The organism is Exiguobacterium sp. CH10, from assembly GCF_018617635.1.
GTDB classification, from domain to species: Bacteria; Bacillota; Bacilli; order Exiguobacteriales; family Exiguobacteriaceae; genus Exiguobacterium; species Exiguobacterium aestuarii_A.
On the sequence record NZ_JACSKO010000002.1, the window covers coordinates 240,900 to 256,993 of the forward strand.

Here is a 16,094-nt window from a genome sequence, read left to right on the forward strand (position 1 = left end):
GTGAGACGAACGAAACGAAGACTCGGCGAGATGCTCATCGAGGCCGGACTCATTACGACGAGTCAGCTCGATGAAGCGCTCGAACAAAAACGCCCCGGTGAAAAACTGGGGGATACACTCATTCGGTTGAACCACATTACCGAAACGCAATTGATTCAAATGATTCATGAACAACTGCATGTGCCGATTATCGAGCTGTATGCTCAGGATATCAACGTGACGGTCACGAAGCTCGTGCCGAAAGCATTGGCACAAAAACATGACGTCATGCCATATCAGTTAATCGGAAACACGCTTCATATCGCAACGGCCGACCCGCTCGATTTGATTGCGATCGATGATGTCCGTCTGCAGACCGGGATGAATATTGAGATTGGTATTTCGACACGTGAACAGATTCGGAAGACAATCAGTCGTTATTATGAGATGGATCATTCGCTCGTCGAGATTTTAAAAGAAGATGCACCGGAGATGGATCAACAAGAAACGATGAATCGGGACGATGCCCCGATCATTCGTCTCGTGAACCAAATCTTCCTGAGTGCAATCGATCAACGAGCTTCAGATATCCATTTCGATCCGCATGAGAAACAACTTCACGTCCGCTTTCGGATCGACGGAGATTTGCGTACGGAAACAATTTATCCGAAAAAGATACAGAGCGTGATGCTGACGCGCCTTAAAGTCATGAGTAACCTCGACATCACGGAAAGTCGCTTACCGCAAGACGGACGAATCAAATATACGTTACGCAATCGCGCCTATGACTTCCGTGTGTCGACGCTTCCGACGATGTACGGGGAGAAGATTGTCATTCGAGTGCTCGACTCGTCGCAAGGGCTGACAGATTTGACGAAACTAGGATTTGGGGAACGTAACGAGCAAGCATATCGCGAGATGCTCAAACGTCCAAACGGCATTATTCTCATCACCGGTCCGACCGGTTCAGGGAAGTCGTCGACTCTCTATGCCTCACTAGTAGAGTTGAATGACGAGACGAAAAACATCATCACGGTAGAAGACCCGGTCGAGTATCAGCTAGATGGCATCAACCAAGTTCAGGTCAACTCAAAAGTCGGTTTGACGTTCGCATCCGGTCTTCGTTCGATTTTACGACAAGACCCGAACATCGTCATGGTCGGGGAGATTCGTGACACCGAAACAGCCGAGATTGCCATTCGGGCCTCACTTACGGGCCACCTCGTCCTATCGACACTACATACTAACTCGGCCATCAGTTCCATCACCCGTCTCGTCGATATGGGGGTCGAACCGTTCCTCGTCGCCGCTTCGACGACCGGGCTCGTCGCGCAACGTCTCGTACGACGCGTCTGTCGTGACTGTGGTCAGGCAGAGCCGGTCTCGAAAAGTGAGCAACGCCTATTCGAAACAGAAGGCATTCACATCGACCGAATTGTTCGTGGGAAAGGATGTTCTTCGTGCAACTCGACAGGATACCGTGGGCGTCTTGCCATCCATGAAGTAATTCCAATCAACGAAGGATTACGACGGATGATCATGAACCAGGCGACCGAGTCCGAGATGGTGGAATATGCGAAGTCACAAGGGGCGACGTTCTTATTGGCTGACGGGCTAGAAAAAGTCGCAGCCGGATTGACGACGACGGAAGAAATATTACGAACGGTCATTACGGAGAGTGCTTATGATTAATCAATCGATTGAAGTCATCTTGACGAATGCGGTCGAGCGACGCGCATCAGACATTCATTTGACGGCGGGTTCTCCACCAATCATTCGGGTGGATGGGAGTCTGATCACGATGGGCGAGGAGAAAGTGTTGCCTCAACATCTTGAAGGATACTTAAAAGAAATTATGACGGAAGACATGCGGGAACGCCTCGAACATGAGCGTGATCTCGACTTCTCGTTCGGGGTGCCGCGTGTCTCACGCTTCCGTGTCAACGCCTACTATCAACGGGGAACGATTGCGATCGCATTCCGTTCGATTTCCGGGGAAATCCCGACATTAAATGAACTCAACTTGCCAACGGTATTGAAGCGATTGATTGAAAAACCGCATGGTCTTATCCTCGTGACGGGGCCGACCGGTTCTGGGAAATCGACGACACTTGCGGCGATGATTCACGAGATCAACCGGACGCAACGGAAGCGAATCATCACGTTAGAAGATCCGATCGAGTATTTACATTCACATGATCAAAGCATCGTCGACCAACGTGAAATCGGCTCGGACGTCATGAAGTTCGTGAGCGGTCTACGAGCCGCTTTACGACAAGACCCGGACGTCATTTTGCTTGGGGAGATGCGTGACTTAGAAACGATTTCGACGGCGATGACAGCAGCTGAGACGGGGCATCTTGTCATGGCGACGCTCCACACGTCGAGTGCGATGTCGACTGTGAGCCGAATCATCGATGCGTTTCCGGCGGAGCAGCAAGACCAAATCCGGACGCAGCTCGCGAACGTCTTGCTCGGCGTCGTCAGTCAACGATTGTTCCCACGGATTGACGTGCCGAAAGGCCGTGTCGCTGCGATGGAGATCATGTTAGGAAACCCAGCGGTCGCCAACTTGATTCGAAACGAAAAAGAGTTCCAGCTTCCGACCGTCATCCAGACGAGTCGCCAGCATGGCATGCAGTCGATGGATGCCGCGATTGAACAGCTTGTACGGCAAGGAATCATCAATCCGAACGCCGTCCCGACAGAAGAGATGAGGTGATGAGTGATGGCGATATTTCAGTATGAAGGAAAGCTCCTGAACGGGAAGCGCAAGAAAGGTCGCATCACGGCCGTCTCGCTTCGGGAGGCAAAAGATAAGTTACGCCAAGAATCGATTCTCGTGACGGACTTGTCCGAACTTGAGTCGACCGGACTAAACAAAGAGGTCAATATCCTGCCGGAACGCGTCAAGATCGAACATCTGATTATGTATGTCAGACAGTTCGCGACGCTCATCCGGGCGGGGGTGCCGATCGTCCGCGCGACGTCGATCTTGCGGGTACAGACCGAATCAAAAGTCTTGAAGAAGACGCTTAGTCAAGTCGAGGACGATTTGAAAGAAGGGATTGCCTATTCCGAGGCGATCAAAAAGCATCCACGCGTCTTTTCGAACTTCTTCAGTTCGATGGCACTTGCCGGGGAGACGAGCGGGAACTTGGAGGAGGCGCTCGACCAGATTGGGCTCCAACTCCAGAAACAGTATGATGTGAAGCGGAAAGTCATCTCTGCCCTTACGTATCCGTTGGTCGTTTCGATTGTCGCCATTGGCGTTGTCGCCTTCTTGATGGTGAACGTCGTTCCGACGTTCGCAAGCATCTTCGGTCAACTCGGTGGTGAGCTTCCGCTCATCACGAGAATCGTCGTCGCGGTATCAGATTTTATCGCAGCGTTCTGGTGGCTCTTACTCGCCATCGCTATACTCGGCGTACTCGTGTTCACCTGGATGTTGAAGCGGGATCGGGAACGATTCGTCATCGACCGGTTGTTGCTCAAGATGCCGATTTTTGGGCCGATTGTGACGAAATCGCAAATCGCGCTACTGACACGAAGCTTGGCCGTTCTGTTACAGGCGGCTGTCCCGATTTTGACAGCCATCGAGATTACAGAACGCATCGTGTCGAACCGCGTCATCCGAAAAGGATTGACGGAAGCACGGGAAATGATGGCACAAGGGATCCCGCTCCATGAACCGCTCATGCGCAACTCGAACTTCCCGCCACTCATGACGCAAATGATTGCGGTCGGGGAAGAGAGTGGAGATTTAGATTCGATGTTAAACGAAGTCGCCGAGTTTTATGAGACAGAGGTCGAGACGACGACGGACCGACTCAAGTCGATTATCGAGCCACTTCTCATCGTTGTCTTAGCGAGTGTCGTTGGGGTGATCGTCATTTCGATTGTCGTTCCGATGTTCCAAATCTATGGCGATATTCAAAATCAATAATCGAAATATGCAAACTTTTGAAAATATACCTTTTCAATACTATATTTAGAAGGTATAGTAAAATTGTTCTACTTCTAGTTTAGGTCTTTCGTAATAAATCTAGTTTACATGCAGCACATCACACAAAAGGGGAGAATGAATCATGGTAGAAAAGTTAAAAATGATTTGGCAAGATGCCAAACAATTAAAAGATGAGCGTGGACTCACACTCGTCGAGTTGCTCGTCGTCGTTGTTATTTTAGGAATTATCGCAGCCATCGCGGTCGTTGCGATTGGTGGGATTATCGAGAACTCGAAGAAGGATGCAATGGTCGCCGATGCGAAGCAGATGGTGAGTGCGGCGAAGTTGTATACAGCATCGAATCCTGTTAGTGATTCGACAACAATGAAATTTAAAGGAACTGTCGATTCAGGTGAAGCTGATGGAACGACTTATGTCGACAATTTACAAGATCCGTTTGCTGATAATGCTGAATACAAGGCCGCGTCAGTTGTAATTAAAAATGTATCAGGTAAGTATACTTACGCTGTCACACTTACTAGTGATGAAGATGACTATAGTTTCGCAGCTACTCCAGAAGATATGCTTGACAAAGGTACACTCGAAAGCGAGACTAAAGCCCCAAAACCAACTCCTTAATGAATTTGAAAATAATCTAGTATTTTATAATTCTTCCGGCTGGCGCTGGGCACTCGCTCAGCCTAGCCGGTTTTCTGTTTTTGGCATATACTGACAAAAGGAGGATCCTCCCTTGATCGAATTGATTGGATTCTTATATAGCATCGTCCTCGGGGCGGTTATCACGTCGTTCACGAACGTCGTCGGGCTCCGCGTGCCACGTCAACAATCTATCGTGACACCGCGCTCACATTGTCCGTCTTGCGGTCACGAATTGTCACCGTGGGAACTCATTCCGATTCTCGGCTATCTCGCTCTCAGAGGGAGATGCCGTGGGTGTGGCGAGCGGATCGCGCCGACGTATCCGATCTTTGAATTGCTCGGAGCCATCGGATATGGCTATAGCTATACACTTTACGGATTTAGTATGACGACGCTTCTCGCGTTCGCCTTCTTATCGACGTTGTTGGCGCTCGCCGTATCTGATTTATCGACGATGCTCGTGCCGAACGTCATCTTGCGGATCACGGCACCGATCTTACTCGTCCTTACATACGCCACAGGTGCCACGTGGTGGTCACCGCTTGCTGGTGCGCTCCTCGGATTTTCTCTTTTAGCGACCGTCTTTTTCGTCTCAAAAGGGGGACTTGGGGCAGGGGACGTCAAATTGTTTACTATGATTGGTCTCGTGCTCGGTCCTCGTGATGTACTCGTCGCTTTGTTCTTGTCGAGCTTGATCGGTGCGGTTGTCGGAGTGGGTTTGATTGCTTCAAAAAAAATTGGACGAAAACAACCGATTCCGTTCGTGCCATCGATCGCGCTTGGGACGATGTTGACGTTTTGGTTTAGTGAAAGCTTTTTTGATTGGTATTTTGAGTTGATGTAGGGGGAAAACGATCATGAGTCGTGGGATAGAGAAAGGGACGGTCACCTATTTTTCGTTTGATGCACTCAGCATCCACGGTGCCGTCATCAAACAAGGTGTGTTCAAGCGAAGCGCCTCGGTTCAGTTGGCGAAAGACGCGTACGGAGAAGGGAGAATCTTAGACGAGACCACGTTCAGTCTCGCCTTCGACGAACTCTGTCGCAAATTAAAAGTCCGTCGCGGTATGACGTGTGCGGTCGCATTGGATGAGACAGAAGTGTTGTCACGGAAAGTCGAGATTCCTTCTACGATTCCGAAGGATGAGATTCGTGGCTACTTATTCATGGAAATCGGTAGTTCCATCATCTTACCGTTCGACGACGTGTCGTTCGATTATGAAGTGTTAGGTGAAGACGGGGTCAAGACGGACGTCATGCTTCATGCTGTATCGATTGAACTGACGAAGTCGCTCCGCTCGTACATGAAAAAACGTGGTCTCGCGTTGAAGAAAATCACGCCACGCTCCGTCGCAGTCGCAAACGGCGTCATGCGTTTATCAGACATCGATTCGCTCCAGTCGACGCTCATCTGGCACGTGACACCATTCTCGCATCAATTGTTGGTGTTAGAAGAAGGACAGATTCGCTTCATTCGTTCCATCGAGTCAGACCTTCCGTACCAAGTCGGGACGAAAGACGGAGTCGTGACGTATACATACAACGGAACGGATGAGATGAAAGCGAACCAGATGGATGACTGGTTGAACGAACTCGCCCGTTTCCTTGATTTCTATCGTTACTCGCTACGGACGGATGGTCGAGCGATTGACCACTTATACGTCTCGGGAACGGTTCCTGAAGTAGACGATCTTGTTCACATGATTCAATCCGAGTCCCTCGTCTCCGTCACACGGGTCGAGCAACCGCTCGCGATTGCCCATGGGACACCGCTATCGCATCAGATGCTTCCTTTACTCGGAATGGCGACCCTTCAACGTGACCAGGATACGAACTTTATCAACTCGACCGATGTGACGCTCCGTTGGCCAATCGTGACGGGACTTGTCGCACTTCTCCTCGGAGGAGGCGCTGCCGGTTACCTTTACTATGAGGTAGGGCAATTGGAAGCAGAACAAGCACGTATTGAAGAGGAACTCCAACTTGTTGAAATCTATCAAACGGAACAAGTGAACTCGAAAGCACAACAAGTGCTCTCGCTCGACCAGACCGTGACGGCGTTGACGGACATGGAGAAAGATGCGGTGCCGGCACTTCGGGCGCTGACCGAACAATTGCCTCCGACGGGTTACGTGTTGACGTATAACTACGCGGACGGATCGATTATGAGCGTGCGGACACAATTTGAGACGCTTGAAGATTTGAACGCCTTCCAACGTTCGCTCATGACAGATGAACGCTTCCTTGACGTGAAGCTTCTCGGCGTAACGACCGAATTGAAGTCGGCAGAAGAGGAAGAGGAAAATTCATTCGAAGAAGACCCGCTTCCACGCTACATCGGAGAGTTCACGTTCATGTTCCAAGACGTGGAGGAAGAATTGACTGAAGAAGAGGAAGCAGATGCGGAGGTGGTGAGTCAATGAAACGTTCGACAATTTATGCGTTATTTGCGATTTGCCTCCTCGCAGCCATCGTAGCACCGACTTACTTCGGCTATACGTATTTCATCAAACAAGGAGAAGTCGAAGCGCTCGAGCGAGACCTCTCGCTCGAACGGACGAAGCTTGAACTGTTGCGTCAGGCAGGGAAAGCCGTTGACGTGGCAGACTCACAAACGCTCCAGACGCGCGTTCCGACGGCACCTGCACTCGATACGGTCGTCGAGGCATTGTCACAGGCAAGCTTATTAGCTGGCGTCGATGTGACAAGCATCGCCTTCGCGGACTCCTTGGTGGCCGAGTCAGAGGTACCTGAGACAGTCGAACCGTTCAATCCGGCCGACGTCAGTGAGACGAATGAACCGGCTGAACCGACGGACGTCGCACCGGTCAACGCCTCGACAATTCGTTCGACCGTGACCCTTCAGGCTGAGACGTATGATGCCCTCGTCTCGTTCTTAGAATCGATTGAGTCGATGAACCGCATCCATGTGTTGCGGACGATTCAATTCACGGGACCAGCCGAGACAGGACCAAATACGGTCGAAGAAGTACAGGCGCTTGATTTTACGGTCGAGCTGGATGCCTTCTATCGCCCGGACCTCGATCAACTCGTTCCAGATCGTTACATCCCGGAACCGGCCTTCGAACAGAAGGATATCCCGGTTTACGACTATACGACACCATGAATCGACACGTCCCTTCAGAAATTGAAGGGGCGTTTTTTTCGACCCGAGTGATTGTGTTTACGACCCGTGTTGCCTACAATCAACAGAGAAGTATGAAACGGCAAGGAAGCCCATTTTAGAAGAAGAGAAGGAGTCGATACAATGAATTCAACACAGAAGCGTGTCATTCTCGCCTCGATGTCACCACGACGTACGGAGTTACTGCGTAAAGCGGGAATCGAGCATGAGGTCATCCCATCGAACGTGACGGAAGGAACGGACGGCAAGGAGTCCCCGAGCGATTACGTTGCCCGTCTCGCTCGTGAGAAAGCGATGGATGTGGCGCGGGATCATCGAGATGCTATCGTGATTGGTGCGGATACGGTCGTCGTCTTAGACGGAGTCATCCTGGAGAAGCCAGCGGATCGTGAGGATGCGAAACGGATGCTCGAACGCTTGTCCGGCTCGACCCATGAAGTGCTCACAGGCGTGAGCATCATCGGTGCGACGCAGGACTTGTTTGTCACGACGACGCATGTGACATTCGACGTGATTCCGGAGAGTTGGATGAAAGATTACCTTGATTCCACAGAACCGTACGACAAGGCGGGAGCATATGGCATCCAAGGGTCGGGTGGTCTTTTCGTTGAGAAAATCGAAGGTGATTTTTATAACGTCGTCGGTTTACCGATCCATCCGCTCGTCAAGACGCTCGACCGGCATGGGGTGAAGCCTCGCTTCCTGTGAATGCCTTGAAAGTAGGTGAAGGAATGACCATGGTGATTGACCGTAGTGTAGAGACCGCCATCGCGAGATTGCTTCAAATCGGAGGACGGGGACCGGACCCGATGGAGACGGCACGCCGCATCTCGGATGTGTATCCGACGTTACGGGCGCTGTCACAGGCGTCTGTCCAAGACTTGTGCAAAATCGAAGGAATGACGAAGAAGAAAGCAGAGCAACTCCTGGCCGCATTCACGATTGGGATTCGATACGTCGAAGAGCCGAAAGCGAGTATGCCGACGATTCGATCGCCCCAAGATGCATATGAGCTGTTGCGAGATGAGTTGAGGCTACTGAATCAGGAGCATTTCGTTTGTCTGTACCTCAACACGAAAAATCAACTCATCGCTCGGAAGACGCTCTTCGTCGGTGGGCTCAATTCATCGATCGTGCATCCGCGCGACGTGTTCCGTGAAGCGCTCAAACTGTCTGCTGCGTGCTTTATCGCCGTGCATAATCATCCGAGTGGGGACGCGACGCCGAGTCGGGAAGATATCGAAGTGTCCGAACGGTTGGTCGAAGCAGGGAACATCGTCGGCATCGCCTGTCTCGATCACGTCATCATTGGGGAAGACCATTACGTCAGCATGAAGCAGCGAGGATATATGAATGGGTGAGAAGTGGGGAGCAGGCATTGTGATGTCTGCTTTTTTTATTTCTTTTAATCATAATCAATCGCTATCGGAAATGGTGCCGTGTATAAAATTTAAACAGTTTAGGAAACAGGTATAACTAACCTCTTAAAAAGAAATATCAGGTAGAAAATATGGTCAAGACAATGATTGAATAATAGTTATGAATCCTTTAATTGAAGAGGAGGAGCTGGATTGTCAAAAAGACATAAGATTAATCTTGTAGGATGGATATTTTTTATATTCCTGAGTCTAAGTAAAGAATTTTATCCTGAACAGTCGTCAATCATAACAACAGGGCTTGGGGGTCTAATTTGTTTGATTATAGGTCTATCAATGGTTTTTTATGGCGTCAATGACAAGGATCAAAATCGTCAAACGAACGAATGAAAAGCGATGGCTATAAGTCCAGTTAAACGAAGACAATCTCCACGTTTCCTTGCAACAAAATACCTTGCATACATTAAAGAAACTATGACTAAGAAAAAGGAATATACAATTTCCTCCAATTGAATCAGAGACTTTGGTAAGATATTAAGTGAGGTGTTCAACATGGAAAAAATCATCTGGTTGTTAATGCTCGGCGTCTCGCTCCTCGTGAGTTACGTCCATCTAGACACAACCATCTTCTCGCTCGTCCTATTCGTCTTATTTATATTTGTGAGTACAGCGCTATTCCTTCGGTTCGACGAGGACCACTGGCTCGATCGTGTCTCTCCGCTCGTCGGCGTCGGAGTTGGGATTCTCTCACTCATTGCCTATCTTGGTCTGATTGTGCTCGCATTCAACGAACTCGACCAACTCGGCATCTGGACGATACTCGTCCGCTTACTTCTCATGTACGTCGGCATCTACATATTCGTCATGACGACGACGAGCTTTTTAGCCGGAGCGACGCGCTTGAAGCCGTCCCGCTTCTTTCGACCGGTACTCATCTTCTCAGTCTTCTTTTACGGCGCGATGTTACTACTTCCGCTCCAACCTGGTTTGTAACCGTTCTCTCTTAGGCAGACGCCCACTCGCGTCTGCTTTTTTGATTTGCCTTTTTCCTCAAAAGAAGGCAAACTAGTAGACGGTGAGACAGGACTGAGATGCGGTTATTGTAAATAACCTGTAATCGAATGAACGTTTTCAAACATGATTTTTCCGTTATAATAAAAAATAGTGTAACGAAGAGAGGAGCAACACCTATGTTTCGTAGTTTTAACCGAGAAATCGGAATCGACCTTGGAACGGCTAACACGCTCGTTTACGTAAAGGGTCAAGGAATTGTTGTTCGTGAACCGTCCGTTGTGGCGTTCCGCACAGATACAGGTAGAATTGAGGCCGTTGGTAACCAGGCCAAAGATATGATTGGACGTACACCAGGGAACGTCTCTGCTCGTCGTCCGATGAAAGACGGCGTTATCGCTGACTTTGAAACGACAGCAACGATGATCAAATACTTCATGGAGCAAGCTCAAAAATCAAAAGGCGGTTTGTTCTCATCGAAGACGAACGTCATGATTTGCGTGCCAAGTGGCATCACGTCTGTTGAAAAACGCGCTGTTGAAGACGCGGCAAAACAAGCAGGCGCTCGTGAAGCTTATACTATCGAAGAACCGTTCGCGGCAGCAATCGGCGCAGGTCTCCCGGTTTGGGAACCGACAGGCTCGATGGTCGTAGATATCGGTGGCGGTACGACCGAAGTCGCAGTGATCTCACTCGGCGGCATCGTGACAAGCCAATCGATTCGTGTCGGTGGTGACGAAATGGATGACGCCATTATTCGTTACATCAAAAACAAGTACAATCTCATGATCGGGGAACGTACGGCCGAGACGCTCAAAATGGAAGTCGGTTCGGCGCGCATCGACGCATCGAACGAGGCGGAGAAGATGGAAATCCGTGGTCGCGACCTCGTGACAGGACTTCCGAAACAAATCGAAGTGTCGTCTACAGAAGTATGCGAAGCACTCTCGGATACAGTCGAAGCGATCTTGGCAGGTGTCAAGCAGACGCTCGAACAAACACCACCAGAACTCGCGGCTGACGTGATGGACCGTGGAATCGTCTTGACAGGCGGCGGCGCGCTCCTCAAAAACTTGGACGACGTCATCTCAGACGAGACGCACATCCCGACACTCGTTGCGGATGAGCCACTCGACTGTGTAGCAGTCGGTACAGGAAAATCTCTTGAAATGATGGACGTCCTCCGTTCGAAATCAGGCATCTCGTCACGTCGATGAGAGGTGAGACACGATGAGCCGATTCGTACGTAATAAAAAGCTCATCATCACGCTAATTGTACTGATCTTGTTTTTCGTCATTTTAGGGGTTTCGATTCGAGGACGATCGGAATCAGCCTGGTACCAAGACGTCACGCGTGATGTGGTCGGCACGTTCCAGCGAGTGTTCGCGGTACCAATCGGATGGATGGACTCGACCGTCTCGTCCATCTCGGACGTCCGCGACATCTACGAAGAGAACCGTCAACTGAAAGAACATTTGGCGAAGTACGCCGAGGTATCGGTTGAGGCGGATGATTTACGCCGTGAGAATGAGGAGCTTCGGAAAATGGTCGAAGCGAAAGACGAGTCGTTACGCGACTTCGACCTCATTCCGGCGGAGGTCATCGGTCGGACACCGAACGATTGGCAACGCTACGTCACCATCAACGTCGGTTCTGAAAGCGGCGTTGAGAAGGGCATGGCCGTGACCGCGGCGAGCGGGATGGTCGGTCGTGTCATTCAAACGAGCGCCTATACGTCACAAGTGCAACTGCTCAGCGACAACAACCGGACGAACAACGTCTCGGCTGTCGTCAAAGATGCGGACGGCAAAGCGACGTATGGGACGATTGACGGCTTCGATACGGAGACGAACGAGTTGTTCTTCACGAAAGTATCGAATAGCGTCAAGCTGAAAGAAGGAGAAATCGTATCGACCTCTGGACTCGGGGGACGTTACCCGGCCGGACTCGTCATCGGTACGATCGAGTCGATCGAGACGGACGAATATGGCGTCTCTCAAGTCGCCCGGATCAAACCGGAGGCCGACTTCAATGAGTTCTCACAAATGTACGTGATTGATCGGACACTAGACGAACCGTTTCTAACGGGTCCCGAGGAAGGAGGAGCAGCGGGTGAGTAACATGAAAGTGTTCATCGCCCTGTTCCTCCTTTTTCTTATTGAAGGAACATGGGCATCGATTTTCTCGTGGCACTATGCCACGCCGTATCTTTTATTAACGCTAATCGGGCTGATGTTCGTCAGTCTGTATGGTCGATGGGAGACGGCGCTCGGGTTCGGTCTTGTATTCGGGTTGCTGTATGATATCGTCTACACCGACTTGCTCGGAATTTATGTATTTACTTTTTCACTCATTCCTCTCTTAGCCAGCTTCGTGTTAAAATATATAGGTGAGAACTTCTTCTCCGTCACCATCACCTTTACGTTCATGATTGTCGTATTCACAGTTGCGATATACGGGATCATGGCAGCAATCGGTGGGACGTTGATGACGATTCAAACACTATTGATTGAACAGATTCCAGGGACCGTGCTCGTCAATGCCATCGCCATCGTGATTCTTTATTATCCGATGATGCGGTACGTGGCGATCCGACCTGTTGTGAAAAGAGGGTAGCCATGATGGAGCGTAAACGACACATTACGATTAAAGGACATCGCAACGGAATTGCCATTCACTTCAATCCGAAGAGTGGCATCGACGAGGTGCTTACGGACTTTGAAGCGACATTACAAGAAATGGAGCCGCCGTCCGGTAAGATTGCCCTGAAGTTGCACGCGGGAACTCGTTATCTTGACGAGGAGCTGACACGTCAAATTCGTGAGGTCGTCGCTCGTCATGGCGTTTTTTATATTGAAGACTTGTCGAGCGATGTCATGTTGACGGAAGAAGCGAAAGCGACGTACGGCAGAAAGACGTTCCACTATCATAGTGGGACGATTCGCAGTGGACAGGTCCTCGCGTTTGATGGCTCGGTGCTTGTGATTGGGGACATCAACCCTGGTTCTGAGGTCCGGGCGACAGGAAGTATTTATTGTTTGGGCACGATACGAGGAAATGTGCGTGCGGGTGTCGAAGGATGGGAAGAAGCGGTCATTACCGCGAGCCTCCTCCATCCGAAGTTTTTGGCAATCGGCGAACATGTTCTCACGTCCGACGATGAGGAAGAACTTCCTGAGATTGAGATGGGTTGTGCGTATCAGACGAATGACGGGATTGAGATGACACGTCTCCGCCACGTCATGACCGGTCTGAAGGACGCATATGCAATGGAATTACAGAGAGGGTGAGTGGAATGGAGCAAGTAGTGGAGCCTGTACATACAGAAAAAGAAGTGAAAAACGGCAGAGCCATCGTCGTGACATCAGGAAAAGGGGGCGTCGGGAAAACGACGACGACCGCCAACATCGGGACGGGGCTCGCCTTGTCTGGACACTCGGTCTGTCTCGTCGATACGGATATCGGGTTGCGTAACCTCGATATCATTCTCGGACTCGACAACCGGAGCATTTATAACCTCGTCGATGTCATCACGGGACAATGTAAGTTGAATCAGGCGCTCGTTCGCGACAAACGGTTCGAGGAGATGTACTTACTTCCGGCCGCACAGTCGAAAGACAAGACGTCGGTCAATCCTGAGCAAGTGAAAGAAATTGTCGACCAGTTGAAGACGGAATATGATTTCGTCTTGATCGACTGTCCTGCAGGAATCGAGCAAGGGTTCATGAACGCGATTGCTGGAGCGGACGAGGCGATTGTCGTCACGACGCCTGAGAAGGCCGCCGTTCAAGACGCGGACCGCATCATCGGGATGCTTGAGCAAGCGAGTCATATCGAAGCACCGAAACTCGTCGTCAACCGGGTGAAGAACCACCTCGTCGAATCGGGTGATATGCTCGATATCGATGACATCATGCGCATCTTGTCGATCGATCTCCTTGGCGTCGTCATCGATGATGAGGAAGTCATTGCCGCTGCGAACCGCGGGGTGCCGGTCACGATGAACCCGGACAACAATGCCGGACAAGCGTACCGCAACATCACACGTCGCATCCTCGGCGAATCGGTCCCGCTCATGTCGATTCAGACAGAGACGGCGCCGGTCGGCTTCTGGGCACGACTCATGATGAAATTTGGAATGAAAAAAGCGTAAAGGCAACGAAAGTTGCCTTTTTCTGTCGAAAGGAGAGGTGCACATGAAGTTAATCTACGAACGAACACCTTCCATTGAACGGGCGATGCTCGTGGACGGGGAACGGTTACTCGAGGTCGAAGAACGCTTCGTCGACCAATTATCGGTCGGTACAATCGTCGAGGCTGCGATTGAACGGATCCACCCGTCACTCGGCGCGGCATTTTTGACGGACGGGGAGACGACGTTCTTTTTACCGATTGCGGAGACGCTTCGCGCACTGATCTCGTATCCGGACGTGCCGGCCATCGGACAAGCGGCGGTCGTCGGGGAAAAACGACTCGTGCAAGTGACGAAAGAAGGCATCAACGGCAAGCATCATAAAGTAACCGAAAACATTCGGTTCGGTGGACGTTACCTCGTCTACTTCCCGTACGGTCGTCGGAAACTGTTCAGTCGCAAGCTCGACCTCGTCACGCAGGACCGCCTCTCGAAGTCGGTTGCCCTTACAGAAGAGGAGGGGGTCCTGTTTCGGACGGAGGCCGGACAAATGGCGCCAGACGCCTTACAAGAAGAACTCGACCTGCTCCGAGATCGTGCGAAAGCTGTAATCGAACAGCGATACGGACAAGACGAACTACTTTGTGAACATTTCGTACGGCGTCATGCGGTCGAGTCGGTCCTCTTGAACGACAAAGAAGGACAGACGCGTATCGAACGCTTGGACGTTCCCGTGAAACGCCACATCGGCAAAGGTCGAATCCCAGAGGCGAAACGTCTTGACGAGGCGATTGAAAAGCTCGAGAGTCGTGCCGTCTGGTTAGATGGCGGGGCGTTCGTCTTGATCGAACAAGTCGAGACGATGACTGTCATCGACGTCAACAGTGGGAAGAACGTCGCCGTCAAAGATAAAGGACGCGCAGCCGATACAATCAATGAAGCGGCGCTCTATACGATCATGGAACAGATGCGCTTACGTAACATCGGCGGCATGATCGTCATCGACTTTTTACGCGGATCGAAAGAAGGCCAGACCCGACTTCTCAAGAAAATGAAAGAGCTCGGGGCACGTGACCCGCGACGCGTCGAAGTGTACGGATTCACACGGATGGGCTTATTCGAATTGTCACGGGAACGGACCGGACGCTCGATCCAAGACCGGATGACATATGGAGGCAAGCCATCGAAACTGGCTGTCTTCTCGCAGTTTGAACGCGCACTCCTTGACCTTAGCGAGCAATACGAGGCGGTCGTGCTCGCACTACCGAAAAAGTGGCATGCCGCTTCCTGGCATGAATTTGACATCGACGTACACCTCGTCGAAGGAGAGCCGGAGTTCGCCTTTTACGGGACGTCCGCAGAATGTCAGAATTTCTTATCTCGCCGTTGACAATGAATAATTGAGAGTGGTATTATCTATAACGTTAGTTCGTTTGGAAGCACCCAAATGGCTACAACCGCACAGAACGGGTTTTAAAGGTATTTGCCCTGCCCAGGATGGCGAGTCTGAGTTTAACAAGGAGGTGCACGTATATGTACGCAATCATCAAAACTGGTGGTAAGCAAATCAAAGTTGAAGCAGGTCAAGAGATCTACATCGAAAAACTCGATGCTGATGTCGAAGGTACTGTAGAATTCGGTGAGGTTCTTTTCGTTGGTGGTGACGATGTTAAAGTCGGCGCTCCACTCGTAGAAGGCGCTAAAGTTGTCGGTACTGTGGTAAAACACGGCCGCGCTAAGAAGATCACTGTCTTCAAAATGAAAGCTAAGAAAAACTACCGTCGTAAGCAAGGTCACCGTCAGCCTTACACGAAAGTTCGCATCGAGAAAATCGAAGCGTAAG

Annotated in this window: 17 protein-coding genes and 1 other annotated feature; all 17 genes read left to right on the forward strand. The window is 50.6% G+C overall.

The features are described 5' to 3' along the window. The 17 genes from KNP04_RS08025 (at position 1) to rplU (ending at position 16,093) form a co-directional block, all read left to right on the forward strand. Positions 1-1,671 carry a GspE/PulE family protein gene (locus KNP04_RS08025; protein ID WP_214875299.1) on the forward strand — a complete coding sequence of 557 codons (1,671 nt, stop codon included), beginning with the start codon at positions 1-3 and terminating at the stop codon, positions 1,669-1,671. Beyond that, on the forward strand, positions 1,664-2,701 hold the full coding sequence (locus KNP04_RS08030) for a type IV pilus twitching motility protein PilT (RefSeq protein ID WP_214749689.1): 1,038 nt from the start codon (positions 1,664-1,666) through the stop codon (positions 2,699-2,701). The genes KNP04_RS08025 and KNP04_RS08030 overlap by 8 nt, the downstream gene beginning before the upstream one ends. A gap of 6 nt (positions 2,702-2,707) precedes the next feature. Beyond that, positions 2,708-3,925: a type II secretion system F family protein gene (locus tag KNP04_RS08035; RefSeq protein WP_214749686.1), complete on the forward strand. Its 1,218-nt coding sequence runs from the start codon at positions 2,708-2,710 to the stop codon at positions 3,923-3,925. Between the two features lie 142 nt (positions 3,926-4,067). After that, the gene (locus KNP04_RS08040) at positions 4,068-4,565 is read left to right on the forward strand and encodes a prepilin-type N-terminal cleavage/methylation domain-containing protein (protein WP_214875300.1); all 498 of its coding nucleotides are present in this window, start codon (positions 4,068-4,070) and stop codon (positions 4,563-4,565) included. Positions 4,566-4,677: 112 nt separating this feature from the next. Next, positions 4,678-5,430: a prepilin peptidase gene (locus KNP04_RS08045; protein WP_214875301.1), complete on the forward strand. Its 753-nt coding sequence runs from the start codon at positions 4,678-4,680 to the stop codon at positions 5,428-5,430. A 13-nt stretch (positions 5,431-5,443) separates the two neighbouring features. After that, a complete protein-coding gene (pilM, locus tag KNP04_RS08050) occupies positions 5,444-7,009 on the forward strand; it encodes a pilus assembly protein PilM (RefSeq protein ID WP_214875302.1) in 1,566 nt (521 codons plus the stop codon). Then, the gene (locus KNP04_RS08055) at positions 7,006-7,713 is read left to right on the forward strand and encodes a hypothetical protein (protein ID WP_214875303.1); all 708 of its coding nucleotides are present in this window, start codon (positions 7,006-7,008) and stop codon (positions 7,711-7,713) included. Before pilM ends, KNP04_RS08055 begins: the two co-directional genes overlap by 4 nt. 141 nt (positions 7,714-7,854) lie before the next feature. Next, the gene (locus KNP04_RS08060; protein WP_214875304.1) at positions 7,855-8,439 is read left to right on the forward strand and encodes a Maf family protein; all 585 of its coding nucleotides are present in this window, start codon (positions 7,855-7,857) and stop codon (positions 8,437-8,439) included. A 23-nt stretch (positions 8,440-8,462) separates the two neighbouring features. Continuing rightward, positions 8,463-9,092: a RadC family protein gene (gene radC, locus KNP04_RS08065; RefSeq protein WP_214749668.1), complete on the forward strand. Its 630-nt coding sequence runs from the start codon at positions 8,463-8,465 to the stop codon at positions 9,090-9,092. Positions 9,093-9,659: 567 nt separating this feature from the next. Continuing rightward, on the forward strand, positions 9,660-10,100 hold the full coding sequence (locus KNP04_RS08070; RefSeq protein ID WP_214875305.1) for a hypothetical protein: 441 nt from the start codon (positions 9,660-9,662) through the stop codon (positions 10,098-10,100). A 197-nt stretch (positions 10,101-10,297) separates the two neighbouring features. Next, positions 10,298-11,335: a rod shape-determining protein gene (locus KNP04_RS08075; RefSeq protein ID WP_214695333.1), complete on the forward strand. Its 1,038-nt coding sequence runs from the start codon at positions 10,298-10,300 to the stop codon at positions 11,333-11,335. Positions 11,336-11,348: 13 nt separating this feature from the next. Further along, complete coding sequence (gene mreC / locus KNP04_RS08080) at positions 11,349-12,239, forward strand: rod shape-determining protein MreC (RefSeq protein ID WP_074035245.1); 891 nt, start codon at positions 11,349-11,351, stop codon at positions 12,237-12,239. 1 nt (position 12,240) lies between these two features. Then, positions 12,241-12,735 carry a rod shape-determining protein MreD gene (mreD, locus tag KNP04_RS08085; protein ID WP_214875817.1) on the forward strand — a complete coding sequence of 165 codons (495 nt, stop codon included), beginning with the start codon at positions 12,241-12,243 and terminating at the stop codon, positions 12,733-12,735. Between the two features lie 5 nt (positions 12,736-12,740). Further along, positions 12,741-13,409, forward strand: a complete 669-nt coding sequence (locus KNP04_RS08090; RefSeq protein ID WP_243834777.1) for a septum site-determining protein MinC — start codon at positions 12,741-12,743, stop codon at positions 13,407-13,409. 5 nt (positions 13,410-13,414) lie between these two features. Continuing rightward, complete coding sequence (gene minD / locus KNP04_RS08095) at positions 13,415-14,272, forward strand: septum site-determining protein MinD (RefSeq protein WP_214695335.1); 858 nt, start codon at positions 13,415-13,417, stop codon at positions 14,270-14,272. Between the two features lie 43 nt (positions 14,273-14,315). Beyond that, positions 14,316-15,641: a ribonuclease E/G gene (locus tag KNP04_RS08100; RefSeq protein WP_214875306.1), complete on the forward strand. Its 1,326-nt coding sequence runs from the start codon at positions 14,316-14,318 to the stop codon at positions 15,639-15,641. Between the two features lie 55 nt (positions 15,642-15,696). Further along, positions 15,697-15,769, forward strand: a sequence feature (ribosomal protein L21 leader region). 15 nt (positions 15,770-15,784) lie between these two features. Next, on the forward strand, positions 15,785-16,093 hold the full coding sequence (gene rplU / locus KNP04_RS08105; protein ID WP_015881153.1) for a 50S ribosomal protein L21: 309 nt from the start codon (positions 15,785-15,787) through the stop codon (positions 16,091-16,093). The last annotated feature ends 1 nt before the right edge of the window (position 16,094 follow it).

What these genes read in the sequence shown, in the direction of transcription:
- KNP04_RS08030 (WP_214749689.1), top strand. Translation starts at nt 1,664, where the DNA reads ATGATTAATCAATCGATTGAAGTCATCTTGACGAATGCGGTCGAGCGA.
- KNP04_RS08035 (WP_214749686.1), top strand. Translation starts at nt 2,708, where the DNA reads ATGGCGATATTTCAGTATGAAGGAAAGCTCCTGAACGGGAAGCGCAAG.
- KNP04_RS08040 (WP_214875300.1), top strand. Translation starts at nt 4,068, where the DNA reads ATGGTAGAAAAGTTAAAAATGATTTGGCAAGATGCCAAACAATTAAAA.
- pilM (WP_214875302.1), top strand. Translation starts at nt 5,444, where the DNA reads ATGAGTCGTGGGATAGAGAAAGGGACGGTCACCTATTTTTCGTTTGAT.
- KNP04_RS08055 (WP_214875303.1), top strand. Translation starts at nt 7,006, where the DNA reads ATGAAACGTTCGACAATTTATGCGTTATTTGCGATTTGCCTCCTCGCA.
- KNP04_RS08060 (WP_214875304.1), top strand. Translation starts at nt 7,855, where the DNA reads ATGAATTCAACACAGAAGCGTGTCATTCTCGCCTCGATGTCACCACGA.
- radC (WP_214749668.1), top strand. Translation starts at nt 8,463, where the DNA reads ATGACCATGGTGATTGACCGTAGTGTAGAGACCGCCATCGCGAGATTG.
- KNP04_RS08070 (WP_214875305.1), top strand. Translation starts at nt 9,660, where the DNA reads ATGGAAAAAATCATCTGGTTGTTAATGCTCGGCGTCTCGCTCCTCGTG.
- KNP04_RS08075 (WP_214695333.1), top strand. Translation starts at nt 10,298, where the DNA reads ATGTTTCGTAGTTTTAACCGAGAAATCGGAATCGACCTTGGAACGGCT.
- mreC (WP_074035245.1), top strand. Translation starts at nt 11,349, where the DNA reads ATGAGCCGATTCGTACGTAATAAAAAGCTCATCATCACGCTAATTGTA.
- mreD (WP_214875817.1), top strand. Translation starts at nt 12,241, where the DNA reads ATGAAAGTGTTCATCGCCCTGTTCCTCCTTTTTCTTATTGAAGGAACA.
- KNP04_RS08090 (WP_243834777.1), top strand. Translation starts at nt 12,741, where the DNA reads ATGGAGCGTAAACGACACATTACGATTAAAGGACATCGCAACGGAATT.
- minD (WP_214695335.1), top strand. Translation starts at nt 13,415, where the DNA reads ATGGAGCAAGTAGTGGAGCCTGTACATACAGAAAAAGAAGTGAAAAAC.
- KNP04_RS08100 (WP_214875306.1), top strand. Translation starts at nt 14,316, where the DNA reads ATGAAGTTAATCTACGAACGAACACCTTCCATTGAACGGGCGATGCTC.
- rplU (WP_015881153.1), top strand. Translation starts at nt 15,785, where the DNA reads ATGTACGCAATCATCAAAACTGGTGGTAAGCAAATCAAAGTTGAAGCA.